Below are 24020 nucleotides of genomic sequence, written 5' to 3'. Positions count from 1 at the left end.
TAACGTGTTCACGGTACAATACATAGCAAACAGAACGAGATAAGGAGGAATTCATTCGATGCTAAAAATTGATGAAACGGACCGTCTTCTGCTGGATGAATTGACGAAAGACAGCCGTCTGTCGATGAGTGAACTCGGACGTCGCATCAACTTGTCGGCCCCGTCCGTCGGCGAACGCGTCCGTCGGCTCGAGTCGTTCGGTGTCATCAAAGGATATACGATCGAGCTCGACCACGATTTACTTGGCCAACCGATTCACTGTCTGATTGAGGCGACCGTGAAGAACGGGAACTACGAGGCGTTCACCCGTTTCCTTCAGGCGTATCCGAACATCGCGTTTTGCTATCGGGTCTCTGGGGATGCTTGTTTCCTCCTGAAGATGCGCTTTACCACGTTCGCTGAAGCCGAACAGTTCATCGATGACGCGATTCCCTACGCGCACACGAAGACGACGTTCGTCTTCTCTGAAGTCGACATAAAAAATGGGTAAGCCCAAAGGCTCACCCATTTTCGTCAAATCACATCGAGCGGTTCTTTCCCGCTCGGTGGTGGGAACGCTTCGTCGAGTGCATCTAAATCGTCCTCGCTCAAGTTGAGGAGCATCGCCGCGCCGTTCTCTTCGACGTGCGCCGCCTGCCCTGCTTTCGGGATGGCGATGACGTTGCCGCTCCGCGTCGTCCACGCGAGCAGAATTTGAGCTGGTGTCGCACTATACGCCTCGGCGATCCGGTTCACTGTCTCGTCGTTAAAGATTTTCTCCTTCACATCGCTTCCTTCAGCGAGCGGTGAATAGGCCATGACCGGGATGCCTTGTTCTTCGTGGAACGGCAGCAAGTCGTGCTCGATGCCGCGGCTGCCGAGGTGATACAGCACTTGGTTGACCGCGCAATGCTTCCCGTTCGGCAAGGCGAGCAGCTCCTTCATATCGTCGACGTCAAAGTTCGAGACGCCCCACGCCCGAATCTTCCCGTCCGCCTTCAACCGCTCGAGCCCGTCGACCGTCTCCTCGAGCGGGATGTCGCCGCGCCAGTGGAGCAAGTACAGGTCGAGGTAGTCCGTCCCGAGCCGCTCGAGCGTGGCGTCACACGCCTGGACGAGTTTGTCGCCACCGGCGTTATGTGGATACACTTTCGAGACGAGGAAGACGTCGTCGCGCCGGTCTCGAATCGCTTCGCCGACGAGCGACTCGGCCTTCCCTTCCCCGTACATCTCGGCCGTGTCGATGACGTGCAACCCGCAATCGAGCCCCGTTTGGAGCGCCTCGATCTCAGCTTTTCGTTTTGAGTCGTCGTCACCCATCCGCCACGTGCCTTGTCCGAGCGTACGTACCTCGCGCCCGTCCGGTAACGTGACGACCTGTTGCTTCAAGGTCGCTAAAATCAATGAATGTGGAATGCGGTTCATGTCGTCTCCTCCTTGTTCCATTCGGTATGCAACGGACCAGCCGTCCCGAACACGGGGTCGGTCTCCGGTTTGGCAATCGTTTCGATTCGATTCACGTTGTCCGGCCGTTCTTCCGGGTTCCCCGTCAACGTGTCGTAGTCGCGTCCGTCCGGATACGCCCCGACGATGGCGAAGTCTTCACTCGCCTCCAATCGGCGGTGACCGGTCCCTGCCGGCAAAATCAAGACATCTCCCGCCTGGAGCGAGACGAGATCCCCCGTCGCCCCGCCGAGCTGCACCGTCGCCCGTCCTGACTTCACGCCGAGCACTTCATGCGTGTTGCTGTGATAATGGTGATAGTCGAACACCCCGTTCACCCAGCTGTTGCCCCAACCGTTGTTCTCGAACGTCGATTGGATGGCATCGGTCTCGGCGAACGCTTCTTTATATAACAACACCGGAAAATACGGGTTGTTCGGGATTGAACCGTCATCTTCAAATCGATACGCTTTCACTTCCATGTTGTCCCCTCCTTGTCTCTGTGACTGTACCCGAGTTGAGCCAACAAAAAACGGCCGCACCCTATTGTGCGACCGATTGATTAGGAGATGACGTCTTCGCCTGTCTGTTCGATATGTCCCTCTCCCCACGCACACATCGCATCCAAAATCGGTTGGAGCGACCATCCGTAGTCCGAAAGCGAGTAAACGACTTTCGGTGGAACTTGTTCATAGACGGTGCGGATGATGACCCCATCTGCCTCGAGCTCGCGCAATTGTTGCGTGAGCATTTTTTGCGTGATGTTCGGCATGAGCTTTTTCAATTCGCTCGTCCGGCGTTCGCCTTTGATGAGATGACACATGATGACGACTTTCCATTTGCCGCCGATGACGTCGAGCGTCGCCTCGACCGGGATGTTGTATGGCATGATGGTTCCTCCTTATGGGCCGGGGTAGGTACTTTTCGGTGCCTATCGTACTTGAAAGTGCGTACTTCCCAACTGAATTCGCTGGACTTATGATAGCAACTGTAGCTCAGTTATACAAGTCCATCTCATCCGTAACTGCTTCTTGAGACAGTAAGGTTCTTTTTCGACCGTACTGGACAATAGAGGAGATTGAGATGCTCGAGCTGCCTCGAGACGAAGGGCCCTCGTCTCATCAACCATTTTTTAGGAGGAATGACTCATGAATGAACCATACACACAGCCTGTCGACGAACAGGCACCCAAAAACGGGGGGCTGGCCTTGCTCGCCCTCGCCATCAGCGCCTTCGGCATTGGGACGACCGAGTTCGTTCCGGTCGGACTGCTCGCCTCGATCGCCAGTGACTTGAATATCGGCATCACGCTCGCCGGTCTCATCATCTCCGGTTACGCGATCGGCGTCGCCCTCGGCGCACCAATTTTAACCGCGCTCACGAACCGGATGAATCGCAAGACGCTACTCATGACACTCATGGTCGTCTTTATTATCGGAAACTTGGTTTCCGCCCTGTCAACGAGTTTTGAACTGCTGATCGCCGCCCGGTTCATCACCGCCTTTTCTCACGGGGTCTTCTTCTCGATTGGGGCGACCATCGCCGTCCAACTCGTCCCGCCACAAAAGAAGGCGAGTGCCATCGCCCTCATGTTCACCGGCTTGACGGTCGCGACCGTCACCGGCGTCCCGCTCGGCACGTTCATCGGGCAGGCGTTCGGATGGCGCGCCACGTTCTTCGCCGTCGCCGCACTCGGGGTCGTCTCAATCATCGCCAGCTTCTTCTTGATCCCGAACGACTTGAAACAGTCACCGCCGGCGAAGTTCTCGGATATGTTGAAATTGCTCACGAACGGCCGTATCCTACTCGGCTTCTTGATCACCGCGCTCGGTTACGGCGGCACGTTCGTCGCCTTCACGTATTTGACACCGATTTTACAGGACGTGACGAACATCAGTCCGAGCTTGATTAGTATCGTCCTGCTCGTCTACGGAATCGCCGTCGCCATCGGCAACTGGGCGGGCGGTAAATTCGCCAATGAAAACCCGGCCAAGGCGTTGTTCTATATGTTCATCGTCCACGCGGCCGTCATGATCGTCATGTCGTTCATGATTCCGTTCAAAGTCGCGGGCCTCATCGCCATCATGTTGATGGGACTGCTCGCCTTCATGAACGTACCTGGACTTCAGCTATATATTGTACAACTCGCTGAAAAATATGTACCGGCCGCGGTCGATGTCGCGTCGGCGCTCAACATCGCCGCCTTCAACATCGGCATCGCGCTCGGTGCGACCATCGGCGGAATTGTTGCGGACTCGATTGGTCTTGTCCATACGCCATGGATTGGTGGTCTTATGGTCATACTCGCTGCTATCTTGACCGCTGTCTCACGTCGTTTGGAAGCGAAGTAAATAGGATACAATGTTCAACAGCCACACCAGCTACAATCGGCTGTATCGGGAGGGCGAGCTCACGCTCGGTCTCCACATCCCGTTAGAAAATTTCAAGATGCGCACCCCGACACTCGAACGTCAAGTCTAGCTCACCAAACGAGCGGACGACTATGGCTTCACGGCGCTCTGACTTCGGGACGTCTTGTTAAAAGATTCAAACTTCTTGGACTCAGCTGTCGGACAGATTTACGGCAACAGTCCATGATCAGAACACTTCTATTCAGACTATGGTGGGATTTAGAAATTTGATATTGTTAGTGAATGAGGATGAGCGAGACTCAAGCTTTCTGAAAGGCAAGCTTCATCGTTTCGGTTGTCCAACTTACCATTTGGACGGAGGGATTTAACTTATATGGACCTTGAACCAAGCCAACATGCTGATCATCTTCTAAAAAAGCTATTATCCATATGGGATATTGAAAAACATTATTGGTATCCGCTCTATGATTGTAAGCGAAGCGATGTTATTGCATTCAACGCTGATTACATCGAGGATATTGAAAGTAAAGTATTGGATATTCAAAACTTCTTATTGAGTCAAAACAACGATCGTATTTTTGAAATGCAAGAAGACCGCACGATCCAGATGATTGAAACAACTTCATTAGACCCATCCTATGACGGTCATTATGGTGAACGCTTTTGGTTCAATGAAGACATGAATTGGGTGATTTACGCTTCACACGAAGGTTCGATTACCTTTGGGGGCCAGGAACTTATCTCTGCCTTGAAAGACAAGTGGCAGGATTGGGCGGCAAATGTATTTCTTTGTTGAATCAAGCTTTTCCTTATTCTACAGGCTTACACAGTTGCTCGGTATCACGCATACTAAAAACCAACCCGCTTTTTCAAGCAGGTTGGTCCGTTCTCTCAATTCACTTTATTCTCGAGCTGTTGCAACTTCGTCGAGTAATACTCGATGATGTCACGGCGCCGGATAATACCGATGAAATACTTGCCATCATCGACGACCGGCACGAAGTTTTGATCGGTGATCGCATCGACGAGCTCCTCGATTTGCGCCGTGATTGCCACCGGTTTATAGCGGACGCGTTGCTTGATATCTTTCAGACGTGTCCGGAGCACTTTTTCGTAGTCTTCTTCCCCGCGAAGCTGTTCGGCGAGTGCCCAGAGTAAATCCCCTTCTGTCATCGTTCCGGCGTAAAAGCCGTTCTCGGACACGAGCGGCACCGAGGTGAAACGGTGATGTTTCATCTTCTCGAGCGCTTGGCGTACCGTCGACTCCGGGTCTAAATATTTGACGTCTTCTTTCGGATATAAAAAGAAAGCGATGTTCATCTCAAATCTCTCCTCAATCTGTTAATCCACCCCATCATTGTACCATGAATCGTGCGGACGACCGCAATAAATGGTCGCTCCCCACAATTGTTTCACCATCCTTTCATCGATTTGTTCATTTTGATTGAAAACGCTTGCCGGATGACCAAATCCGACGACGTGTCTCCCACATTATGTATACCCGAAACAAAACTGTGCTATCCGCCTCGTTACGTAAAAAAAAGCGCCCAAAATCAGGCGCCTTGTCCCATCAAATGAATCGCAACAACGTCTCGTTGAACTTCTCCATCTCATCGAGCACCGTCCCATGCCCGCTCTCTTCGAACCGTTCGATGCGTGCGTTCGGGATACCTTTTTCCATCTCCTCGGCAAACTCGAACGGGCAAATCTTGTCATGGACACCGTGAATAATGAGCGTCTCGACCGCGACATGTTGCAAATCGTCGCGTAAGTCCTCATCGCGCAACGCCTTCGCCGAAGCGATCGTCCCTTGGCTTGATGCGACGAGCGAGAGATGATGGAACCAGTTTTGCATCGGTTTCGAGTGTTCTTTCGCAAAGAAAATCTCTCCGAACCCTTCGAGCATCTTCGGACGATCCTGCAACGTGTCTTGAATCAAGGCGTCGACTTCTTCTTTCGTCATCCCGTACGGATAGTCCGGACGCTGTGTGAACACCGGCGCGGCGGCTCCGGCGAGCACTAATTTCTTCAAGCCGTCGTCCGGGTAGTCGACCGCGTAGCGGATGGCGATCGCGCCACCCATCGAGAAGCCGACGAGCGTGAAGTCCTTGACCCCGAGCCCGTTGACGACCATGTGCACGTCAGATGCCATCGTCGCGTAATCGTAGCCCGTTGCCGGGGCATCCGATTTGCCGTAGCCGCGATAGTCAATCCCGACGTAGCGGTAACCCGCCTCGAGTAGCGCGTTCTTCTGATACTCGAACATGTTGTTGTTCGCCGGCCAGCCGTGCAAGAAGACGACCGCTTCCCCGGTGCCGATGTCGTCGACGTAAATATTTGTCCCGTCATGTGCCGTAATATAGTTCCCCATTGTATGACCTCCGATGATTCGTGTTGAGCCGTTGTTGCCCACAAGCGACTTTTCCCGTTTTGTTGAAGTGAAAACCTGTCAACGCGCGCGCCACAGCTCTTCGGCCCGCAAGACGTGCTCGACCGCTTTCGCCCCTTCCGCGAGCACGGCCTCGCGCCACGCCGCATCTTCCGGATAAAACATGGCCATAAATTCTTTACGAATCTCGTTACGCGCCGTCGGGTCTTTTGTCCCTTCGAAATAGAGGCGATTCTCCAGAATGATCGTCAAAAATTCGCGAATCGTCGCTTTCGTCGACGTCCCGAACGTACCGAACTCGAACAACGCCGAGACGAGCCGTTTGTCCGGATAATGGGTATCGCGGACGTAATAGAAGTGGTTCGTCGAATCCCCGAGCACGTCCTGCGGGTCATACGTTTGAACGTTCGCTAGCCCGTATGTCTGTTTCAACGTGTCGACGTCACGGCCGTCCCGTTCACTGACGACCATCGTCACTTCGTTCGTCGGGCCGAGTGCGGTGTGCCAGTCCATATGGACGACGCGGTCGTAGCGCTCGAGCAGGTCGTGTTGCACTTCTTTTATAAAGATGGCCGACGGTTCATCGGCCTCGCCGCCGTAATAGACACCTTTCGGGAACTGATACTGACCCATGCCTTTCGCTTCCTTCATCGCCTCGAACCCGTCGAGCTTGATACCGGAGCCGAGGAACGAGTAGATGTGTTCCCGTGCCTCGTGATAGTCGTCAATCACACCGTCCGGGACGAACAGGTGGCGCATCACTTCATACTCTTTGTTGACGTTTCGCGGGAGTGACTCCCGGTCAATGACGTAGTTCCGGTTCAAATCGACGTTATGCTCGTTGACGCGGCGAAAATGCTTCATCCCCCACGGATTGACGGCGTGGATGAGACAGATCCCGGTCGACTCGTGCCGGACGTGTTGAAGCTGTGTCTCGACGAACTGATGCGTCACGGCCGCTCCCGCATACCCTTCGATGCCGTGCTCCCCAATCGTCATGAGGAGCACCAGCTCGCGCGAGCCCGGCGGTTCCCCGATGATGACGTCGATCGTGCCTTCTTCAATCGTGTGCGACATCGACCGCGCGCTCGGATAATAGTGTTTCACCGTGTCGAGCAAGCCGAGAAACTTCTCGCGCGACTCTTCATAGGAACTTGAAAAATAATGACTCATGTTGCATCCCTCCTCGTGTCTTCTGTTATCCAATTCCCATTCCGTCGCATGCTAAAAACGCCTCCTTTCGGGGGCGCTTAATGTGTCCGAGCCTTTCGATTATGGTGTTGCCGTCGGAACTCGAACAAGTAGACGAGCGGGGCGAGCAAGACGGCACCGAACAACCAATACGCACCCGGGCTCTCAAACAACGCATTGAACGAGCGGAAGAGCCAGGCGACGACGGCGAAGGCGACGAGCAGTTCGGCCGTCCAAATGACGCCTCGGCGAACGGCGAGCGTGAGCGTTCCGGTCTTCAAGAAGAACGCCGCACCGAATGCGATCAAGAAGGCGGGGAAGCTCGAGAACCAAAGCATCCGGTTCAACGTCGCTTCGGCGAAGTAGCTATTGCCGAGTGAGATGGTGATTACATAGTGAGCGACTAAAATGAGCAAGACGACAATCCAACCGACGAGGACATCACGTTCCCATTTTTTCATTTTGACCCTCTCCCTTAGCCATGTTTCAAACTATGTTAAGCCATTCAGCTAGCATACAAGATGACAACAACAATAGTAATCATGCCAAAAATTTACTATCGACTTAAATAAGGTTATTATTAGATTAATAATGAAAATAATGGAGGTTATTATAATGGAAAAGTTTTCTTCTGACATCCGTACTGTCTCTCAACGAATTCAACAGCTCAGACATTCCATCTCGACTGAAGAAGCCACGAAGACTGCTTTAATTATGCCGTTTTTTCAAACGTTAGGATACGATGTCTTCAATCCGGCTGAGTTCACGCCTGAATACATAGCCGATGTCGGCATCAAAAAAGGTGAAAAAGTAGATTATGCAATCATGGAGGAAGGAAAACCGACAATCCTCATCGAAGCAAAGTCAATTCGTGAACCTTTAACAAAACACGATTCGCAGTTATTTCGATACTACGGTACGACCCAAGCGAAATTTGCAATTTTGACCAATGGAGACATGTATCGGTTTTATACAGACCTCGAAACTCCAAACGTGATGGATACCGTCCCCTTCTTCGAAATCACACTATCAAACATCAAAGACAATGAAATTAAGGAACTTTATAAATTCAAAAAACAAGAATTTAATGTGAACACAATTCTTTCAACAGCAGAAGAATTAAAATACTTAAGTGCCATCAAAGACCAACTTAAGACGTTATCTCAATCCCCTAGCGACGAATTAATCCGTCTCCTTATTCAGGAATGCTATCAAGGGATGAAGACGCAGACAGTTGTTGATAAGTTTAGACCCATCGTTGCCAAAGCGTTCAATCAATTCATTAACGAAAATATGAATGAGCGGATTAAACACGTCATTTCGGGAGAACCCGAAAACATCTCTGGTACAACGTCAAACGAACACGTAGAAGTGTCAAATCCAGAAGTTGACGTTAATGAAATTGATTTACCATCCCAACCAGTCATTGAAACGACACAAGAGGAGATAGAAGGGTACGCCACTGTCAAAGTACTATTAGGTTCGGTCGTGGACAAAGATCGTATTTTCTATCGAGATAACGCGAGTTATTTCAATATTTTAATCGACGACAGCAATCGGAAATGGGTCTGCCGCTTACATTTGAATTCACTAACGAATAAATACATCACTTTCCGCGACGAACCAAATGTCCGTTACAAAATTAATCACGTTTATGAAATCGAACAATTCACCGAGCGATTAAAAGAAATTGTTCATAGCATCGTCAATCCAATTGAATAATACGATGAAACGAGGCAAAAAAACTTTGCTTCGTTTTTCATTTTTACTCACTTTTTGATTAAAGCCATACTTCTATTTACCCGTTTTCAAAAGGAATCGACTCTCCCTCCACAGAAAAAACGCACTCCGTTTGGAATGCGTTCACTCAATTCTCAAACAAATGATTGGCCCAGTTACGAGCCCGTTCAAGTTCTCCTTCTTTGAGCGGACCTTCTTTCCCGAGGACGAGGAACGATTCTTTCAACACCGGTTCCGCGCCTTTTTCAAGCAGAGACCGTTCGATTCGTGTCGAGGCGTGCCCGAACCACTTCACAATCTTCCCGACGAAAAAGCCCTGGTCTTCCTCGGCCATGCTCGTATCGAACGCAGCGGCTCGCATCCCGCGTAACGCATGGTCAGACATGCCGTCTAAGAACGTCTTGACGTCCTCGGTCTCCCTTCCGCCGTGCGTCGGCGAACCGACGACGAGTAAGTCCAATTTCGCCAAGTCCCCGTACCCGATGTGACCGACTTGTTCGGCCCTGACTTGATGCAGTTCCCCGAATCCGTCTTTGATGGCATGGGCGACTTTTTCCGTGTGACCGTACATCGAATCATAGATGATGAGGATTTTCATGCGATTTCCCTCCCATTAACGAACGGCCTCTGTTATCTACACAGAACTATTCCCTTAATGGTGAAGCGTTCATCATGAATCTCTTCTTTCCTCAATAATCCTTAAAAGCACCTCTAACTCCTCAAGTTCATAATCATCCGCTTCGGTCTCACGGTACGTCTCGATATATATGCGCAACACATCCAATCCGTCCTTCATCTCAAACGTGAGTGATTTCAGAATTTCTAGATGTAAATCTGTCCAGTTCCATGTATCTACCGACTTCAAAACATCTAATAGTTCGAGATACACTACATCATTCGATAGCATGTTGATAGCAGAACAGATAGCCGGATCGAGTTCATTTGCCGTCTCCAGACTCATCTCGCTCAACTCTTCAAAGTCATAGTCTGACATTCCGAGCATCAACGCGATGCCTTGTTTTAACCTCATCTCATGATCTTGAACAATGAGTACATCACTAACTCGTGCATCAACGAACGACCGGAAGCTCGACAACGAAGTATAATCAAGTTCGAACATGGGAAATTTTTCACTGAATCGACGTCGCATTTCTTTGATAACTTGAGTGAACGACTTATGACTTGTATCAAACGAACGCGCGATTCGCGGATACAGTTCTGGATCATTCGCCAGTCCCACGATGAGATTGACAAGTTGTTGTTTCGTTAACTTTTGGAGTTGTTGTCTCACATTACGGTTTGAAGGCGCTGCCACCTTTTCCCGCAATAAAAAGTATGCGGCGACCTCGTGTTTACAGTGCCCTTTCGTATATGGACAATCGCAAGACGAATCGACAATATCAATACCTGATAACGTGATAAGGAGTTCGTATGTTTCCGCCCCTTCCGCTGTAAGATAATATGTCGATTCTCGTTCTGACTCCATGACGACCCGACCATCGAGCCAATATTCATAGCCACGATCCAATATGCGATTTGGTATATGGTCTACAAAATCATATAAATTCATTGTCGTTTCCTCACTCTAGTGAAAATGAACAATGCGACCCCAATTCCTAGGGCGGCATACGCCACCTTATCCAAATGATCACGCATGCTGAACGGGGCGTCATGCCTATACTCGGCCCGTTTCCACCCCGACTCGTCCTCGACCGCAATCACATCCTCAATCGACTCCCCGTCCACAGCACGATATTTCGTTCCAAGCGGATACGTGTTCGAGGCGTCCCCGTAATAGCTGCCGTCCATATCGTCCGCCAACGTCTTCACCTCACCGACGACTTCACCTAAGTCCGACTCCAACACGGCGACGTCCATCACTTCGTACACCCGTCCGTCCAAGACGACGAACGCATACGCCCACGACAACGCTTGGGTCGACAAGGAGATGGACAGCAACAATAGCACCAATCCGATGACGCGCCTCATCGAATCGCCCAGACGAACGTCGCTGAGTCGTTCAAGTCGATCTCGTCCGGCTCGAGTTCCGGCATCGCCGCCTCTGAGAAGAGCACCTCGTCATGGAGCGTGAGACGCGTCGGTGAATAAAGATGGAGCTCGCCCCACGTGTAATCGATTTGAAGCAATTCGCCGAGCGACGCCCCGGCTCCCTTTGCCAACAGTTCGGCCCGATGCCGCGCGTTCGTCGCCGCACTCGCGAGCAGTTCATCTTGAATCGTATCCGCATCCTTGATTGTGAACGAGATGGACAGCTTTGGTTCGGCTAGCGAGTTGCTGACGTGTTCGATGACCGCGGACAACTGTTTCGTATCGAGCGGAAACTCGAGTTTCGTCTTCTGCTGACAGACATAACCCCGGAACCGCGATTTATAGTTGCCTTGCTTGTCCCGGTAGCTCTCGTAGTCCGTGTCAATCGAGAAGTCGGTCGTCTTTAAATCCGTCTTTGCGAAACCGGCCTGCTCAATCGCTTTATGGAGCCGTGTGACGGCGAGCGCCGCCCCGTTCATCGTCTCCTCATAACGGACAGCTTTTGACGTCAACTCCATTTTCACGACAATCAAATCGGGCTTGGCCGATACTTTTCCCGTACCTTTGACAGTGATTGTGCGGTCCATATGATTTCCCCCTTCATTGCTCGCGATTCAAAACGGCATACTGCTTTTAGTTCACGAAAATGCGCAATAACGCATAATTTCGATATTTACGATTTCTCCGCTCTGTGTTCGAGGCGTACAAGAGTTCTTTGTCAACAAGTTGATGGAGTGCTTTCCGAACCGTGTTAGGTGAATAGCCCGTCATTTCGACACCTTTCGCCACCGTCAAAATCGGTTGTTCAAAGCTCGTAATCCATAGTTTCCGTTCCGCTTCGTTTTCAATTAGTTGCTCACCTTCTGTCAGCAAGCGATTGGCTTTATTCAATTGATCCAATAACTTTGTCGCCATTCGTTCTGAAGCATCAACGAAAAACAGTAACCATTTTCCCCAATCCGACCGGTCTCCACAGACACCGTTGAGCAAATCGTAGTAGCGGGCCTTTTCTTTCTCAAGTTCTTCACTCACAAAGAAGATGGGGTGCGTAATCACTTTTTGCTGCAGGAGATAAAGCACAATTAGAATCCGTCCTAAACGTCCATTCCCGTCCAAAAACGGATGGATGGATTCAAACTGAGCATGCATAATTCCTGTTTTAAGAAGTGGAGCCGCTTGTTCGTTAATGACATAGCCGTCTGACTTTAAATGGTTCTGCGGTAGCAATCGTCCGTAAGAATCCGTATTGATAAATTTTTCTAAGTTCTCCATGTATTCGTTAATCAAATGAGCCTCTATCGGAATGTAAGAAGCATCTTCTAATCGATTCGTCGGCCCGATGAAATTTTGAATTTTACGGAACTCACCGGCTGAACTGATTTCGCCTCGACTTCCTTTCATTAAAATCTCATGTAACTGCTTGATCAATCGCGTCGTCACCGGATAACCATTTTCGACAGATTCATAACCAAATTGCAAGGCTCTCATATAGTTCTGAATTTCAATGATATCGGAATCGTCACTTTTCTTTAGCGAAGACTCCATCATGTCAGTGAATGTCACTTGTGACCCTTCGATTTTCGTTGATTCCACAGACTCTTGAAGCGATAAGAGTTGCATCAATTGTTTGCTTGCTTTCGAATGCGTCAATTCAACATCGAGTTTTCCAAGTAGCGTATTCACATGCGCCAACCGTTCCAGTAGTTTGATGGCTTGTGTGATTTCTATTTTGACAGGTAATTTGGTTAATCCTTGTATCGCCATGACACTTATCCTTTAAGTCATATTTATTATAATATTGACTTAATAATAATCCATCATCTTTTAAAAATCAAATATTCATAAAACATGATTTACTAAAACTTAGTCATCATGAACACCTCTATGTCATCAAGTGTTTCAGCGCCACGTAGCGACGGATAGGCGTCTCGACTGAAGACGAGCCCTTCGTCCGTGTTCAAGAACATGTAACGCTCACCGTCCGGAAAACCATAGTCGCTGATGTCGCTCAGTTGGAGCGTCGCCCCATTCTGCTTCCAAACAAACGTGTCGTCATATGGAACCGCGATGAAAATCCCTTCCATACCAAGACGAAGCTCGGAGACGACGGACGCTTCCGACTGGAGCACTTCGGAACCGGCACCTGTGACGGTGAGCACGTTGATGTCGCTTCCCTGCTCAACTACACCTTGGTAAGTATCGGTCACGCCAATCGTCACAATCGACTGATATTCCGTCTGTCCGTTGAAGTCGAGTTCGATGTGGTCAATCTGTTTTACGACACCCCGCACCACGGCAGGATCCCATTTCGAGAACAGTTCATCCTCACTCATTTCCACCAGATTCGCGGACGACATCCCGACATCGATGTCCGCTTCATCGATATAAGCGACCGACATATTGCTCGAGCTGTCTGATAACGGAATCAACTCTTTGAATCCGTCCCAGTTCACTGCGAAGAGTGTGACAGCGGCGGCTACGATAAGCCCGCCGATCCAGCGCCAATTTCTCTGCTTTTTCTTCCCGACTTCCATCGATTCCTCGACGAAACGGTCATCGACGTCTCCCATCAAACGTGTGAGCCTCATAATGCCACCCCTTCCGCTTCGAGTACTTGCTTCAAGTCGTTCCGAGTCCGTAGCAACACCATTTTCACCTTGCTTTCACTCACCTGGCGCATTGTAGCAATATCTTTAATCGACTGAAAATGAAAGTAGCGTCCCATAAAGATCTGTCGCGTCTCTCGCGGCAACTGGGCCAAAAAGTCGTTCAACACCTCGACGACTTCCGAATCGGTCGCGTCGGAGGCGGCGAGACAGTGCTCGAGCTCACTGACAATGAGCGGCACTTGCCCGGCTCCACGCTTCTTGGCGTTCGCCTTCTCATATTGATGTAACGAGACGTTCCGGACCAGCTTTGCCAAATAGGCGATGAGTCGCGCTGGACGTGTCGGCGGAATCGCTTGCCACACCTTCATGTATGTATCATTGACGCACTCGTCCGCATCCTCTCGGCTGTTCAAAATGTTATAGGCAATCGTATGACAATAACCGCCGTACTTTTGAGCCGTCGCCTCAATCGCCCGCTCAGAACGCTTCCAATACAAATCGATAATCGCTTGATCGTCCAATCGAATCCCCCTCTCGATGACTTGTATCTTTATAGACCGGAAATGAAGTCCGTTCGTCACAATTTCTGTAAAAGTTTTTTGGAGCGGTTCTTCACGGCCGAACTGCCCGTCTCGAGTTGTGTCTCGAGCATGGCTTTCAGCTCGTCCCGGAATCGTGGATGCACGACGCTCAAGTCGAAGATCGCCTGCAGCGAGTTAACGATGACGATGGCGCGTCACTTTTTCTACCGCATCTGCGCTCCGCATCCGAACGACGGGACGGTCATCGGTCAAGCCGGTCATCAATTCGCTGAATCGGTCCGGGTCGTCTCCGACGTAAACGACGACCGCGTCGACGTGGCCAATCGAGCGCAAATCTCCACCACTCAATAATTCTCGGATGTCCATTCCCCCACCTCTTTCCTACTTCTCATTTTACAAAAAAAGGGACTCAGTAGACACTGAATCCCGGTAAAACTTATTCGACTGTCGACGCTGCCTCGGCAAGCGCGGCTTCTTCTCTATGATAGTTCTCGACGAACGCATCGAGATGCGCCCGTACTTCGTCCGTCGATTTCGTGTCCATGAGCTTCACACGGAGATCACTCGCCCCGCGGAACCCTTTCACGTAAATCTTGAAGAAGCGGTGCAAGTTCGAAATCGAACGCGGCACTTCTTCTTGGAACTTGTCCTGCAAGTCGAGCTGGAGACGAAGCAAATCGAGATGCTCTTCCATCGAATGCTCACGCGGCTCTTTCTCGAATGCGAACGGGTTCTTGAAAATCCCGCGGCCGATCATGACGCCGTCGACGCCATACTTCTCGACGAGCTCGAGTCCCATTTGACGGTCGAGGATGTCGCCGTTGATCGTGATGAGCGTATCCGGCGCGATCTCATCACGCAGTTTCATGATGTCCGGGATCATCTCCCAGTGCGCGTCGACTTTACTCATCTCGTTACGTGTGCGCAAGTGAATCGACAAGTTGGCGATGTCTTGTTTTAAGAGATGCGTCAACCAGTCGCGCCACTCGTCAAGCTTCGCGAATCCGAGACGCGTCTTGACGCTGACCGGGATACCGCCCGCTTTCGCCGCTTGAATGAGTTCCGCTGCGACGTCAGGACGGAGGATGAGTCCGCTCCCTTTGCCGCGCTTGGCGACGTTCGGGACCGGGCAGCCCATGTTGATATCGAGCCCTTTATAGCCCATCTCGGCCATGCCGATGCTCATCTCACGGAAATAGTCCGGGTTGTCCCCCCAAATGTGGGCGACCATCGGCTGTTCGTCTTCTGTGAACGTCAAACGTCCACGCAGACTGCCTTTCCCTTCTGGATGGCAGTAGCTGTCCGAGTTCGCGAACTCGGTGAAGAACACGTCAGGGCGTCCCGCATGGGCGACGACGTGGCGGAAGACGACATCGGTCACGTCTTCCATCGGGGCAAGTATAAAGAATGGACGCGGCAAATCGCGCCAGAAGTTTTCTTTCATAAAATCATTCCCTTTCGTAGTCAATCCAACAAAATCACTTTATCTATCTTATTATGGATGGGAGAATGTATCAACTGACAATACTTCCAAATTCCTTTAGCCCCGTCCAGTCTCAATGATTTTGAAGAAATGGGCAAACCCGTCTTGCAACAAGTACTCCAATACGCGATCCGTATGCTCGACCGCGACGACGTTCGTTTGCAGCAACGTCTGCAACACCATCCCATCGATTGCCGCCATCGTCCACGCGGCGACCGCTCGTGTTGAGGGACCATGCTCGACGCCGTATGCCCGCACGAAGATGGCTTCCACCCGACTGATCCAATCCTCGTACTTTTGCTTGAACTTGAGTTGTAGTTCCTCGTTCCCGAGCATCGCCTCATGGGCCAAGTAAAACTGTAATCGATTCTCCGCATCTTTTTTTAATCGGTCCTGCATCCCAGCAAAAATTTCTTGAATGATTTCTTTCACTTCTTTTTGATCTTCAAGAGACACGGTCGCGATCCGGCGAATCTCTCCTAGCCCTTCATCCATCACATCGTACAGAATTGCTTCTTTCGAACTGTAATAATGATAGATGGCACCCGTACTCAGACCCGCTCGCTTGGCAATCCCCCGAAGCGTCGTTCCTTGAATCCCGTGTTCGACGATCGTCGCTCGCGCCGCCTCTAATATTTTTTGCTTTCCTTCGTTCATCATCTGCTCGACGCTCCTCACACAATAATGGCTAATTATATCATAATGATTTGACGGATTTATGACATGTCACTGTGACGTCCCAAACTCGATTGACAACGCTTTCTTAAGTTTGTTATACTTTTCACATAAACATAACGAACGTTCGGTATGTTTTAGAAATCATTTTTTCCACTACACTTTAAAATGAAAGGGGCGTTACGTATGTTCTTCTTTGAATCGATTCCTTGGTACAACGTCGCGATGTGGTTCGTCGTGTTCGGCTTGTTGATCGGGTTGAATGAAATCGTCCGGTCTAGTAAAAAAGCCAGTATCTTCATGTTTATGGTCGTACCGATTGCCTTGACCCCGATTTGGGTCTTCACCGCCGACCCTGAGATCACCTCATGGTTCCATTGGGTGAAAGTGTATTCGGCATTAGCCGGTAGTTTGATTTATATGGTCATCCGCTTCACGGATTATCATAAGAAACATCCGTGGTACCTGATCCTCGTGCCTGGAATTTTAGCGCTCAACATCGCCGAGGCCGTCGTCCGGGAGTTCCAAGTCGGCATCATGGGGTTTGAAGGAATGGTCGACGGGATGGAATACATCTCGGGCGGCTGGAACTATGTGAACGCCGTCGCCGGGATCTTGAACTTGCTCCTCATCTGTGGCTGGGTCGGCATCTTCGCCACATCAGGTAAGAAGAAAGACATGCTTTGGCCGGACCAAACGAAGCTATGGATTGTCGCGTACGGCATTTGGAATATCGCTTACGTCTATTCATGCGCACCGGGCAACGCGTTCTACTCAGGCTTTGCTTTGAACATCGCCGCGACGGTCCCTGCCCTTCTTTGGGCGAAAGGGACATGGATGCAAAACCGTGCCCAAACGCTATCGTTTTGGATGATGTGGGTCATGACGTTCCCTTACTTCTTCGCCGTCGGCAGCACGTTTAACGTCAGCGTGTCGTATAATCCGGCAGCGAACTGGACCCTTGCCCTTGTTAGTCTAGCACTGAACGTCGTCCTCGCCGTCTGGCAAGTGACACGGATCGTCAAATACAAACTCAATCCGTTGAAAGACGAGTTGTGGAAAGATACGAACGAGTATAAAGAAATCAACGCGATGCGTGAAGATGCAGTTCCTGAACGGGAAACCGCGATCGGTAAAGTGTTGTAAACAAAAGACGGGCCTCAATGCCCGTCTTTTTGCATGTTTTCGCGTAGTTCTCTAGTAACTTCAACCGACTTCGATCTCGTGGGCAGGAAATAAAGCCGATATCTCGGTCACTCTTTATTTTTTACGGCGTCACCGTTCATCTCACTCACTCTAAACTCAACTATCCTCTTTATTAATTCGAAAGGAATCGGTTTATCAATCGGAAACTGAACAGAACCTTTTGCACTTTTGTAGTCGGATAACTCATCTTTGAAAGCGTCGATGCCTGCTGGAGTTGGATAAAATCCAATATGATTTTTATATGCTGCAAAGTGCACCAAATTACCTTTTAAATAATACGTGGGCATTTGGTAACTCATCTTTTCTTCTGCCTCAGGGGAGATGTCTTTTACTGACTTCCTCAGCGTCTGGAGGATTGCTTGAACCTCAACAGGAAATTGTAAAATGTATTCATCTACAGTTGTCATTTTAGTCTGTTTCATCATTTACACGATCTCCTCATATCCTGTTTTTGACCAACCCTTCCTTGCTGCTTCTACTGGTGCGCCTTACGTTGACTGACAGCGTGCGACAAAACCAGGTTATAGAGATTTGTCGCTCCTATAGGAATCAAATACCCGTCTGCCGGATGTTTCCAAAAACGTATTGTCTTTCGCACACAGAAGTTGATTACCTCGCTTCAGTCTCATTTCTACTTCGGCCATCCAATCCATCAGCGCCCTCCCTCGAGTATTGTTTCCACATCTTGAATGAACCGTTCGACTTCCCGCTCAATCAATTCAGCCAACTGCTCCGGCTCATCAAAATCGGGAGAAGATGTCAATGCGCGCTCAAGAATGGCATCTAGATTTTCATCGTTATGGAAGCCTTGTACTGTTTGAAACGTGGTCGCGTACTGTTCCGACAGTGTCCTATTGCGAGCGGACAACCACACCTCAAAGCACTCTGTACCATGGAGATAGACAACTGCGATTTTAAGCCCTCTCTCTTTCAAAGACGATGTGTTTACCGATACGTAAGACATATCCATATAGCCTGGGTACAGACCGCTCACCTCGTATCCACTCTTCATGAAACGAGATCGCAGGTGCCCTAGAAATTCAAGGATACCTCGATACGCGAGCGGCATGTCTCCTTGTTTGACGGTCGACGTATATGCTTGAATCAACTCAGTCAATGGTTTCAAACCGAGTGCCCTCCTTCGCTGATCAATTTTTATAACCCGCCCCCTTCTCCATATGACGTTCAATCGTTATCTTATTCCCTTGTTCACGCTGAATGATTGTTATTCTTTTCAGACATTCGTCAATTGAAACACAGCACTTTCTTCACAAAGCCTCGTCCGCTGCCTTCGAGTTCATACTAATCGCGAGAAGTTGCACACGATTTTATAGTTCGTCGTGTATGATATAATTACTAATAAGTTAATCGAAGTGAAAAGGGTGAAAAAAATGGATCAGAACTCATATATCGAACGTCAAAAACAAGTAAAATTTGCAGTTGGTATGGCCGCAATCGATGGGGGAAAACCAAGTCCTTTTACACAAAAATTGCTGGAGCGATATGAAGATGGCGAAATCACTTCAGCCCAGTTTAAGCAAGCCATTATGGAGAAGTACACGAAAGCACGTCAATCCTAATGGATCCTTACGTATACCCCAACACGAGTGTGCTTATAAATAAGCTTGGGATTACTGACGAACAACAACTGATTACTGTTGAAGCACAGCTCATCATTGCAAACATATTAGAAGTAGAGTCATTCATTTCGGAAGTGGATTTCGATAGATCACAGACAAACCGTCCAAAATTCGCTCATGTTTATAAATATTGATTGAACGAAATTCACCGGCCCACTCATACAGTTCATTAAATAGATGTCGATGGAGTTGTTGCAAAGAATGATAACTATCGTGATTCTAAGCATATTCGAACAAATTTAGAGTCTATTTTTGATTGGCAACAAGAAATCAAATGGGAGCATAAAAATATACGCCTCCCTGTCTATTTCGCTAAGCTAATGACAGACTTGTGGCGGGTCCATCCTTTCCGTGAAGGGAACACCCGCACTGTTTCTGTTTTTATGAAACTTTTTGCTCAACATCATAATTTGCCTTTTAATGCAGAACTACTTTCCAATAATGCCGGTTACCTTAGAAATGCACTTGTCATGGCTGCCATCAACGAAGCTCCAGACCCGAGCTATTTACACAGAATTATAAATGACGCTTTGGCCACTGATGTCTCTAACAAGTTGGCAAAGAACGATTCCTCTCCCGAAAAATATCGCACAATTGGATCGTACAACGTTTCTAACTATGAAGAGAAGCCGTTCTCTACAGACTACGATGAATCGTGAGTTCTAGCCCAAAGATTATAAAGGCGCTTTAATTATTAAGGCAATAAAATAGCCCTTAGCTGAACCGTATGAAAACGGAAAAGCTAAGGGTTTTTATTATACTTTTTCCATCCACGCCACGGTCTCCACATGCGCCGTATGCGGGAACATGTCGACCGGTGTGACTTCGACTAATTTGTAACCGCGATCCGCGAGATAACGCATATCGCGCGCTTGCGTCGCGACGTTACACGACACGTAGACGATTCGCTTCGGTGCCATCTCGACCATCGTCTCGAGGAATGACTCAGCACAGCCTTTACGCGGCGGGTCGACGACGATGACGTCCGGATTAATCCCGTCTTTCTTCCATTTCGGCAACACGTCTTCTGCCGCGCCGCACGCGTACGTCACGTTATCAATCTCATTGACGAGCGCGTTCTGTTTCGCGTCCTCGATCGCTTCCGGCACGACTTCGACACCGTACACGTGCGCCGCTTTCCGGGCGAGGAACAGACTGATCGTCCCGATGCCGCAATAGGCGTCGACGACTTGTTCCGTCCCGGTCAGTTGCGCGTATTCGAGCGCCTTGCCATACAGCTTCTCCGTCTGGACCGGGTTGACTTGGAAGAACGAGTGCGGAGAAATCGTGAACGTCAGGCCACCGATCTTGTCCTCAATCGTCTCATGGCCATAGAGCAACTTATTCGTCGACCCTAAGATGACGTTCGTCTTGTCCGGGTTGACGTTTTGCATGATCGACGTCACGTCCGGGAGACGCTTCACGATGTCGGCGACGATCTCGTTGACACCTTTGATTTTCGACGTCTTCGTGATGAGGACGATCATCAACTCGCCTGAATGGTATCCGTACCGGGCCATGACGTGACGGATGACACCGCGTCCGGTCTTCTCGTCATAGGCCGGGACGCCGTGTGCTTCCAATACGTCACGAACGACTTGGACCGCTTCGTCATTGCGCTCGTCTTGGATGAGGCACTCCTTCATCTCGACGATGTCGTGCGAACGTGGGCGATAGAAGCCGGCGACTAAACGGCCCCCTTCTTGCTTGAACGGCACTTGCGCCTTGTTTCGGTAACGCCACGGTTCCGGCATGCCAATCGTCTCGTGGACCGGCACGTCGAACTGGCCGAGTCGCTTCAGCGCATCGACGACGCGGTCCCGTTTCTGACGGAGCTGGCCGTCATAGCTGAAATGTTGGAGCTGACAGCCCCCGCATTGATAAAAGATTGGGCACGGCGGCTCGACGCGATCCGCGCTCGCTTGTTTCACATCGATCAAGCGGGCGAACCCGTACTGTTTGTTCGTCTTCGTCACGACGATCTCGACCGTCTCGCCTGGGAGCGCGTTCGGGACGAATAACGTGTAGCCGTCGACGCGCGCCACGCCAGCCCCTTCATGGGTCAGGTCGTGGATGGCGACGTCAAGACGGTCATTCTTTTTAACTGGTAGCATGTGCCTCTCCTTTCTCGATTCAAAAATTCCTGTATATACCGTTACCCGTTCGAGGCGAACGAAAAGCTCGACGTGTGCGCCACGCCGAGCCGACTCATTCTGCTTTCTCGATTGACACGTTGAACAGCTGTTTAATCATCTGTTCGCGCTCATATTGGGCGTTCAGCTCTTCCATCTCGCGAATGCGCGCGTTCGGCGCGAGCACCGTCAAGTGACGGAACAAGTTCCGCATCTCACCGGTACACTCCCCGCCATACTCGCCGTCGATGTTGAGACTCATCGGCTCCGTCGTCTTCATCCGGACGTGGCTCGTCTTGAAGTGCTCGACGAGCGGACTCGTCAAGTGTTCGCCCCGTAAGAGCAAGCGGACGACATGGATGAACTCGAACAAGTTACATTTACGTAAGATGAACAAGTCGAACAAGCCGTCGTTCAGCGACGCGTGTGGTGAAATCTTCTCGAAACCACCGACCGAGTTCGAGTTCGACGTGAGGAAAATCATCACCTCGCCGCTGAACGTGCCTTCGTCGTGCTCGAGTTCGATATACGTCGGTTTGATGAGCGGTAGCTTCTCCATCCCTTTGACGTAATACGCGAGCTGGCCGAGCGCCGTCTTCAACTTCGACGGCACTTCATAAGACAACTCCGTCATGATGCCGCCGCCGGCGATATTGATGAAGTAGTGGATGTCACCCTTCTCGCCTTCAATCTCACCGAGGTCGACCGGCATCTCGAAGCCGTCGCAGATGACGTCGAGCGCCCCGACGACACTCAAAGGAATACGCATCGCACGGGCGAAGTCGTTCGTCGTGCCGACCGGAATGAGCCCGATCGTTGGACGTGTCTCGAGCGGTGCAAGGCCCGAGATGACTTCGTTCAGCGTCCCGTCCCCGCCGGCCGCGATAATCAAATCGAACTCGGCCGCAGCGGCCCGGACGGCTTCCTGCGTCGCGTCACCAATCGCTTTCGTCGCGTACGTCGACGTCTCATAACCCGCATCCTCTAAGCGGTTCAAGATGTACGGGAGCTCCCGTTTGATCACTTCTTTTCCTGATGTCGGGTTATAGATGACCCGCGCACGTTTCCGTTGCATACTCTTTCTCTCCCTTTGCTCATATCGAGCGAAAAGCGAGACACAAGTGCCTCGCCGCTTCGTCAGCGTTTGGCAATCTCTTCGTGGAACAAGCCATCGAGGAGTGCCGGGTTCGCCATCCCTTTCGTCTGTTTCATGATTTGCCCGATGATGAAGCCTTTCGCCCGGTCTTTCCCGTTCTTAAAGTCTTCAATCATTTGCGGATGCGCCTCGAACAACTCAAGGATGTAGCCGCGAAGCAAGTTCTCGTCCGAGATTTGGGCGAGGCCGTTCGCTTCCACATACGCTTTCGGTTCGGCGCCTTCTTCCATCATGGCCGTGAACACACGCTTGGCGATCTTCGAAGAAATTGTACCGTCTCCAATCAAACGAATCAACTCTGCGAGCGCGCCCGGTGTGAGTTTCATCGTCTCGATCGTCTCGTCCGACTTGTTCAAGTGGCCGAGCACTTCACCCATGAGCCAGTTCGCCGCGGCTTTTGGCTCGGCACCGGCCGCCGTCGTCGCTTCGAAGAAGTCCGAGAACTCACGCGTCGACGTGAGCGCCTTCGCGTCATACGCCGACAAGCCGTAATTGCTCATGTAGCGTTCGCGACGGGCCGCCGGCAGTTCCGGAAGTGTCGCCCGGATGCGATCTTTCCACGCCTCGTCAATCTCGAGACGGACGAGGTCCGGCTCTGGGAAGTAGCGATAGTCGGCCGCGCCTTCTTTGACACGCATGAGAATCGTCTTCTTCGCCGCCTCGTCGAAACGAAGCGTCTCTTGACGCATGACGCCACCCGTGATGAGGAGTTTGCGATGACGGTCTTCTTCATACTCGAGCGCCTTCAACACGTTCGAGAACGAGTTCAAGTTTTTGAGTTCCGTCTTCGTCCCGAACGGTTCTTGACCGAACGGACGGACCGAGATGTTACAGTCGCAACGAAGCGACCCTTCTTCCATCTTGACGTCCGAGACGCCCGCGAACGAGAGCACTTCTTTCAAGCGCTCGAGGTACGCGACGGCGTCTTTCGGTGAGCGCATGTCGGCCTCACTGACGATCTCGATGAGCGGTGAGCCGGTCCGGTTGAAGTCGACGACCGAATGCTTCTCACCCGTGTGGTTCATCTTCCCGGCATCTTCTTCGAGATGGACCCGCTCGATGCGGAACCGTTTCATCTCGCCGTCGACTTCGACGTCGACGTGACCGTTGAAGCCGATCGGCTGGTCGAACTGCGAGATTTGGTACGCTTTCGGCGTGTCCGGATAGAAGTAGTTCTTCCGGTCGAATTTCGTATCGGTCGCGACTTCACAGTTGAGTGCCATCGCGGCCTTGATGGCAAGGTTGACCGCCTCTTCGTTCAATTTAGGCAAGACGCCCGGGTGTCCGAGACAAATCGGACACGTCTGTGTATTCGTTTCGGCACCGTACGTGCGCGAGCAGCCACACCAAATCTTCGACTTCGTGCTCAGCTCGGCGTGCACCTCGATCCCGATGATCGTTTCAAAGTTCATCG

29 protein-coding genes are annotated in these 24020 nt (G+C 50.7%); 7 read left to right on the top strand and 22 right to left on the bottom strand.

Annotation, left to right across the window (positions count from 1 at the left end; genetic code table 11):
* Nucleotides 1-58: 58 nt before the first annotated feature.
* Entirely contained in the window at nt 59-490 is a 432-nt protein-coding gene (locus RT52_RS13300; RefSeq protein ID WP_034817915.1) for an Lrp/AsnC family transcriptional regulator, read from the top strand.
* 23 nt (nt 491-513) lie between these two features.
* Here the strand turns inward: RT52_RS13300 and RT52_RS13295 are convergent, their stop codons facing one another.
* From RT52_RS13295 to RT52_RS13285, 3 genes are all read right to left on the bottom strand, one after another.
* Nucleotides 514-1404 carry an aldo/keto reductase gene (locus RT52_RS13295; RefSeq protein WP_034808272.1) on the bottom strand — a complete coding sequence of 297 codons (891 nt, stop codon included), beginning with the start codon at nt 1402-1404 and terminating at the stop codon, nt 514-516.
* Nucleotides 1401-1904, bottom strand: coding sequence for a cupin domain-containing protein (locus RT52_RS13290; RefSeq protein ID WP_034817914.1), 504 nt, complete (start codon nt 1902-1904; stop codon nt 1401-1403). The genes RT52_RS13295 and RT52_RS13290 overlap by 4 nt, the downstream gene beginning before the upstream one ends.
* An 80-nt stretch (nt 1905-1984) precedes the next feature.
* Nucleotides 1985-2314, bottom strand: a complete 330-nt coding sequence (locus RT52_RS13285) for a winged helix-turn-helix transcriptional regulator (protein WP_200881502.1) — start codon at nt 2312-2314, stop codon at nt 1985-1987.
* Nucleotides 2315-2570: 256 nt separating this feature from the next.
* Between RT52_RS13285 and RT52_RS13280 the strand changes: the two genes are divergently transcribed.
* Both RT52_RS13280 and RT52_RS13275 read left to right on the top strand, forming a co-directional pair.
* On the top strand, nt 2571-3773 hold the full coding sequence (locus RT52_RS13280; protein WP_034817913.1) for an MFS transporter: 1203 nt from the start codon (nt 2571-2573) through the stop codon (nt 3771-3773).
* 394 nt (nt 3774-4167) lie between these two features.
* Entirely contained in the window at nt 4168-4590 is a 423-nt protein-coding gene (locus RT52_RS13275; protein ID WP_034817912.1) for a hypothetical protein, read from the top strand.
* A 95-nt stretch (nt 4591-4685) separates the two neighbouring features.
* Here the strand turns inward: RT52_RS13275 and RT52_RS13270 are convergent, their stop codons facing one another.
* From RT52_RS13270 to RT52_RS13255, 4 genes are all read right to left on the bottom strand, one after another.
* On the bottom strand, nt 4686-5114 hold the full coding sequence (locus RT52_RS13270; RefSeq protein WP_021066516.1) for a CBS domain-containing protein: 429 nt from the start codon (nt 5112-5114) through the stop codon (nt 4686-4688).
* Between the two features lie 250 nt (nt 5115-5364).
* Nucleotides 5365-6165 carry an alpha/beta fold hydrolase gene (locus RT52_RS13265; protein WP_034817911.1) on the bottom strand — a complete coding sequence of 267 codons (801 nt, stop codon included), beginning with the start codon at nt 6163-6165 and terminating at the stop codon, nt 5365-5367.
* A gap of 78 nt (nt 6166-6243) precedes the next feature.
* Entirely contained in the window at nt 6244-7356 is a 1113-nt protein-coding gene (locus RT52_RS13260; protein ID WP_034817910.1) for a M14 family metallopeptidase, read from the bottom strand.
* 77 nt (nt 7357-7433) lie between these two features.
* Nucleotides 7434-7835, bottom strand: coding sequence for a hypothetical protein (locus RT52_RS13255; protein ID WP_034817909.1), 402 nt, complete (start codon nt 7833-7835; stop codon nt 7434-7436).
* A gap of 154 nt (nt 7836-7989) precedes the next feature.
* Between RT52_RS13255 and RT52_RS13250 the strand changes: the two genes are divergently transcribed.
* A complete protein-coding gene (locus RT52_RS13250; protein WP_034817908.1) occupies nt 7990-9096 on the top strand; it encodes a type I restriction endonuclease in 1107 nt (368 codons plus the stop codon).
* A gap of 145 nt (nt 9097-9241) precedes the next feature.
* Here the strand turns inward: RT52_RS13250 and RT52_RS13245 are convergent, their stop codons facing one another.
* The 10 genes from RT52_RS13245 to RT52_RS13200 form a co-directional block, all read right to left on the bottom strand.
* Entirely contained in the window at nt 9242-9712 is a 471-nt protein-coding gene (locus tag RT52_RS13245; RefSeq protein ID WP_034817907.1) for a flavodoxin family protein, read from the bottom strand.
* A gap of 72 nt (nt 9713-9784) precedes the next feature.
* On the bottom strand, nt 9785-10684 hold the full coding sequence (locus RT52_RS13240; RefSeq protein WP_034817906.1) for an SWIM zinc finger family protein: 900 nt from the start codon (nt 10682-10684) through the stop codon (nt 9785-9787).
* Nucleotides 10681-11103: a hypothetical protein gene (locus tag RT52_RS13235; RefSeq protein ID WP_034817905.1), complete on the bottom strand. Its 423-nt coding sequence runs from the start codon at nt 11101-11103 to the stop codon at nt 10681-10683. The genes RT52_RS13240 and RT52_RS13235 overlap by 4 nt, the downstream gene beginning before the upstream one ends.
* Nucleotides 11100-11750, bottom strand: coding sequence for an SIMPL domain-containing protein (locus tag RT52_RS13230; RefSeq protein ID WP_034817904.1), 651 nt, complete (start codon nt 11748-11750; stop codon nt 11100-11102). Before RT52_RS13230 ends, RT52_RS13235 begins: the two co-directional genes overlap by 4 nt.
* 46 nt (nt 11751-11796) lie before the next feature.
* Nucleotides 11797-12927 carry a Fic family protein gene (locus RT52_RS13225; RefSeq protein WP_034817903.1) on the bottom strand — a complete coding sequence of 377 codons (1131 nt, stop codon included), beginning with the start codon at nt 12925-12927 and terminating at the stop codon, nt 11797-11799.
* Between the two features lie 92 nt (nt 12928-13019).
* Nucleotides 13020-13751 carry a hypothetical protein gene (locus RT52_RS13220; protein ID WP_034817902.1) on the bottom strand — a complete coding sequence of 244 codons (732 nt, stop codon included), beginning with the start codon at nt 13749-13751 and terminating at the stop codon, nt 13020-13022.
* Nucleotides 13748-14293, bottom strand: coding sequence for an RNA polymerase sigma factor (locus tag RT52_RS13215; protein WP_034817901.1), 546 nt, complete (start codon nt 14291-14293; stop codon nt 13748-13750). The genes RT52_RS13220 and RT52_RS13215 overlap by 4 nt, the downstream gene beginning before the upstream one ends.
* A 195-nt stretch (nt 14294-14488) precedes the next feature.
* Nucleotides 14489-14680, bottom strand: a complete 192-nt coding sequence (locus RT52_RS13210; RefSeq protein ID WP_034817900.1) for a hypothetical protein — start codon at nt 14678-14680, stop codon at nt 14489-14491.
* Nucleotides 14681-14750: 70 nt separating this feature from the next.
* Nucleotides 14751-15758 carry a tRNA dihydrouridine synthase gene (locus RT52_RS13205; protein ID WP_034817899.1) on the bottom strand — a complete coding sequence of 336 codons (1008 nt, stop codon included), beginning with the start codon at nt 15756-15758 and terminating at the stop codon, nt 14751-14753.
* A gap of 96 nt (nt 15759-15854) precedes the next feature.
* Entirely contained in the window at nt 15855-16457 is a 603-nt protein-coding gene (locus RT52_RS13200; protein WP_024370550.1) for a TetR/AcrR family transcriptional regulator, read from the bottom strand.
* A 201-nt stretch (nt 16458-16658) separates the two neighbouring features.
* Here RT52_RS13200 and RT52_RS13195 point away from each other — a divergent pair, with 201 nt between their 5' ends.
* A complete protein-coding gene (locus RT52_RS13195; protein ID WP_034817898.1) occupies nt 16659-17618 on the top strand; it encodes a DUF5692 family protein in 960 nt (319 codons plus the stop codon).
* Nucleotides 17619-17725: 107 nt separating this feature from the next.
* Here the strand turns inward: RT52_RS13195 and RT52_RS13190 are convergent, their stop codons facing one another.
* Together RT52_RS13190 and RT52_RS13185 are read right to left on the bottom strand one after the other, a co-directional pair.
* Nucleotides 17726-18100: an iron chaperone gene (locus RT52_RS13190; protein WP_034817940.1), complete on the bottom strand. Its 375-nt coding sequence runs from the start codon at nt 18098-18100 to the stop codon at nt 17726-17728.
* A 230-nt stretch (nt 18101-18330) separates the two neighbouring features.
* Complete coding sequence (locus tag RT52_RS13185) at nt 18331-18804, bottom strand: DUF7000 family protein (protein WP_034817897.1); 474 nt, start codon at nt 18802-18804, stop codon at nt 18331-18333.
* Between the two features lie 265 nt (nt 18805-19069).
* On the opposite strand from RT52_RS13185, the gene RT52_RS13180 reads away from it, so the two are divergent.
* The gene (locus tag RT52_RS13180; protein ID WP_024370554.1) at nt 19070-19258 is read left to right on the top strand and encodes an antitoxin VbhA family protein; all 189 of its coding nucleotides are present in this window, start codon (nt 19070-19072) and stop codon (nt 19256-19258) included.
* A 233-nt stretch (nt 19259-19491) separates the two neighbouring features.
* The gene (locus RT52_RS16835; protein WP_338042384.1) at nt 19492-19977 is read left to right on the top strand and encodes a Fic family protein; all 486 of its coding nucleotides are present in this window, start codon (nt 19492-19494) and stop codon (nt 19975-19977) included.
* A gap of 96 nt (nt 19978-20073) precedes the next feature.
* Here the strand turns inward: RT52_RS16835 and rlmD are convergent, their stop codons facing one another.
* From rlmD to gatB, 3 genes are all read right to left on the bottom strand, one after another.
* Nucleotides 20074-21432, bottom strand: a complete 1359-nt coding sequence (gene rlmD, locus RT52_RS13170) for a 23S rRNA (uracil(1939)-C(5))-methyltransferase RlmD (protein WP_034817896.1) — start codon at nt 21430-21432, stop codon at nt 20074-20076.
* Nucleotides 21433-21526: 94 nt separating this feature from the next.
* Nucleotides 21527-22591 carry a diacylglycerol kinase gene (locus RT52_RS13165; RefSeq protein WP_338032660.1) on the bottom strand — a complete coding sequence of 355 codons (1065 nt, stop codon included), beginning with the start codon at nt 22589-22591 and terminating at the stop codon, nt 21527-21529.
* Entirely contained in the window at nt 22588-24018 is a 1431-nt protein-coding gene (gene gatB / locus RT52_RS13160) for an Asp-tRNA(Asn)/Glu-tRNA(Gln) amidotransferase subunit GatB (RefSeq protein WP_034817894.1), read from the bottom strand. The genes RT52_RS13165 and gatB overlap by 4 nt, the downstream gene beginning before the upstream one ends.
* Between the last annotated feature and the right edge of the window lie 2 nt (nt 24019-24020).

Source organism: Exiguobacterium alkaliphilum 12/1 (assembly GCF_000714435.1).
GTDB lineage: Bacteria > Bacillota > Bacilli > Exiguobacteriales > Exiguobacteriaceae > Exiguobacterium > Exiguobacterium alkaliphilum.
The sequence above is the reverse complement of the archived record's forward strand: the minus strand, read 5'-3'. Positions and strand labels throughout refer to the sequence as shown.

Excerpts from the sequence above, each read along its gene's own strand:
- RT52_RS13235 (WP_034817905.1), bottom strand. The coding sequence starts at position 11,103 with ATGAGGCGCGTCATCGGATTGGTGCTATTGTTGCTGTCCATCTCCTTG.
- RT52_RS13230 (WP_034817904.1), bottom strand. The coding sequence starts at position 11,750 with ATGGACCGCACAATCACTGTCAAAGGTACGGGAAAAGTATCGGCCAAG.
- RT52_RS13255 (WP_034817909.1), bottom strand. The coding sequence starts at position 7,835 with ATGAAAAAATGGGAACGTGATGTCCTCGTCGGTTGGATTGTCGTCTTG.
- RT52_RS13265 (WP_034817911.1), bottom strand. The coding sequence starts at position 6,165 with ATGGGGAACTATATTACGGCACATGACGGGACAAATATTTACGTCGAC.
- RT52_RS13200 (WP_024370550.1), bottom strand. The coding sequence starts at position 16,457 with ATGATGAACGAAGGAAAGCAAAAAATATTAGAGGCGGCGCGAGCGACG.
- RT52_RS13300 (WP_034817915.1), top strand. The coding sequence starts at position 59 with ATGCTAAAAATTGATGAAACGGACCGTCTTCTGCTGGATGAATTGACG.
- RT52_RS13210 (WP_034817900.1), bottom strand. The coding sequence starts at position 14,680 with ATGGACATCCGAGAATTATTGAGTGGTGGAGATTTGCGCTCGATTGGC.
- RT52_RS13250 (WP_034817908.1), top strand. The coding sequence starts at position 7,990 with ATGGAAAAGTTTTCTTCTGACATCCGTACTGTCTCTCAACGAATTCAA.
- RT52_RS13205 (WP_034817899.1), bottom strand. The coding sequence starts at position 15,758 with ATGAAAGAAAACTTCTGGCGCGATTTGCCGCGTCCATTCTTTATACTT.
- RT52_RS13270 (WP_021066516.1), bottom strand. The coding sequence starts at position 5,114 with ATGAACATCGCTTTCTTTTTATATCCGAAAGAAGACGTCAAATATTTA.
- RT52_RS13195 (WP_034817898.1), top strand. The coding sequence starts at position 16,659 with ATGTTCTTCTTTGAATCGATTCCTTGGTACAACGTCGCGATGTGGTTC.
- RT52_RS13290 (WP_034817914.1), bottom strand. The coding sequence starts at position 1,904 with ATGGAAGTGAAAGCGTATCGATTTGAAGATGACGGTTCAATCCCGAAC.
- RT52_RS13280 (WP_034817913.1), top strand. The coding sequence starts at position 2,571 with ATGAATGAACCATACACACAGCCTGTCGACGAACAGGCACCCAAAAAC.
- RT52_RS13240 (WP_034817906.1), bottom strand. The coding sequence starts at position 10,684 with ATGAATTTATATGATTTTGTAGACCATATACCAAATCGCATATTGGAT.
- RT52_RS13245 (WP_034817907.1), bottom strand. The coding sequence starts at position 9,712 with ATGAAAATCCTCATCATCTATGATTCGATGTACGGTCACACGGAAAAA.
- RT52_RS13190 (WP_034817940.1), bottom strand. The coding sequence starts at position 18,100 with ATGAAACAGACTAAAATGACAACTGTAGATGAATACATTTTACAATTT.
- rlmD (WP_034817896.1), bottom strand. The coding sequence starts at position 21,432 with ATGCTACCAGTTAAAAAGAATGACCGTCTTGACGTCGCCATCCACGAC.
- gatB (WP_034817894.1), bottom strand. The coding sequence starts at position 24,018 with ATGAACTTTGAAACGATCATCGGGATCGAGGTGCACGCCGAGCTGAGC.
- RT52_RS13260 (WP_034817910.1), bottom strand. The coding sequence starts at position 7,356 with ATGAGTCATTATTTTTCAAGTTCCTATGAAGAGTCGCGCGAGAAGTTT.
- RT52_RS13220 (WP_034817902.1), bottom strand. The coding sequence starts at position 13,751 with ATGAGGCTCACACGTTTGATGGGAGACGTCGATGACCGTTTCGTCGAG.
- RT52_RS13180 (WP_024370554.1), top strand. The coding sequence starts at position 19,070 with ATGGATCAGAACTCATATATCGAACGTCAAAAACAAGTAAAATTTGCA.
- RT52_RS13225 (WP_034817903.1), bottom strand. The coding sequence starts at position 12,927 with ATGGCGATACAAGGATTAACCAAATTACCTGTCAAAATAGAAATCACA.
- RT52_RS13275 (WP_034817912.1), top strand. The coding sequence starts at position 4,168 with ATGGACCTTGAACCAAGCCAACATGCTGATCATCTTCTAAAAAAGCTA.
- RT52_RS13295 (WP_034808272.1), bottom strand. The coding sequence starts at position 1,404 with ATGAACCGCATTCCACATTCATTGATTTTAGCGACCTTGAAGCAACAG.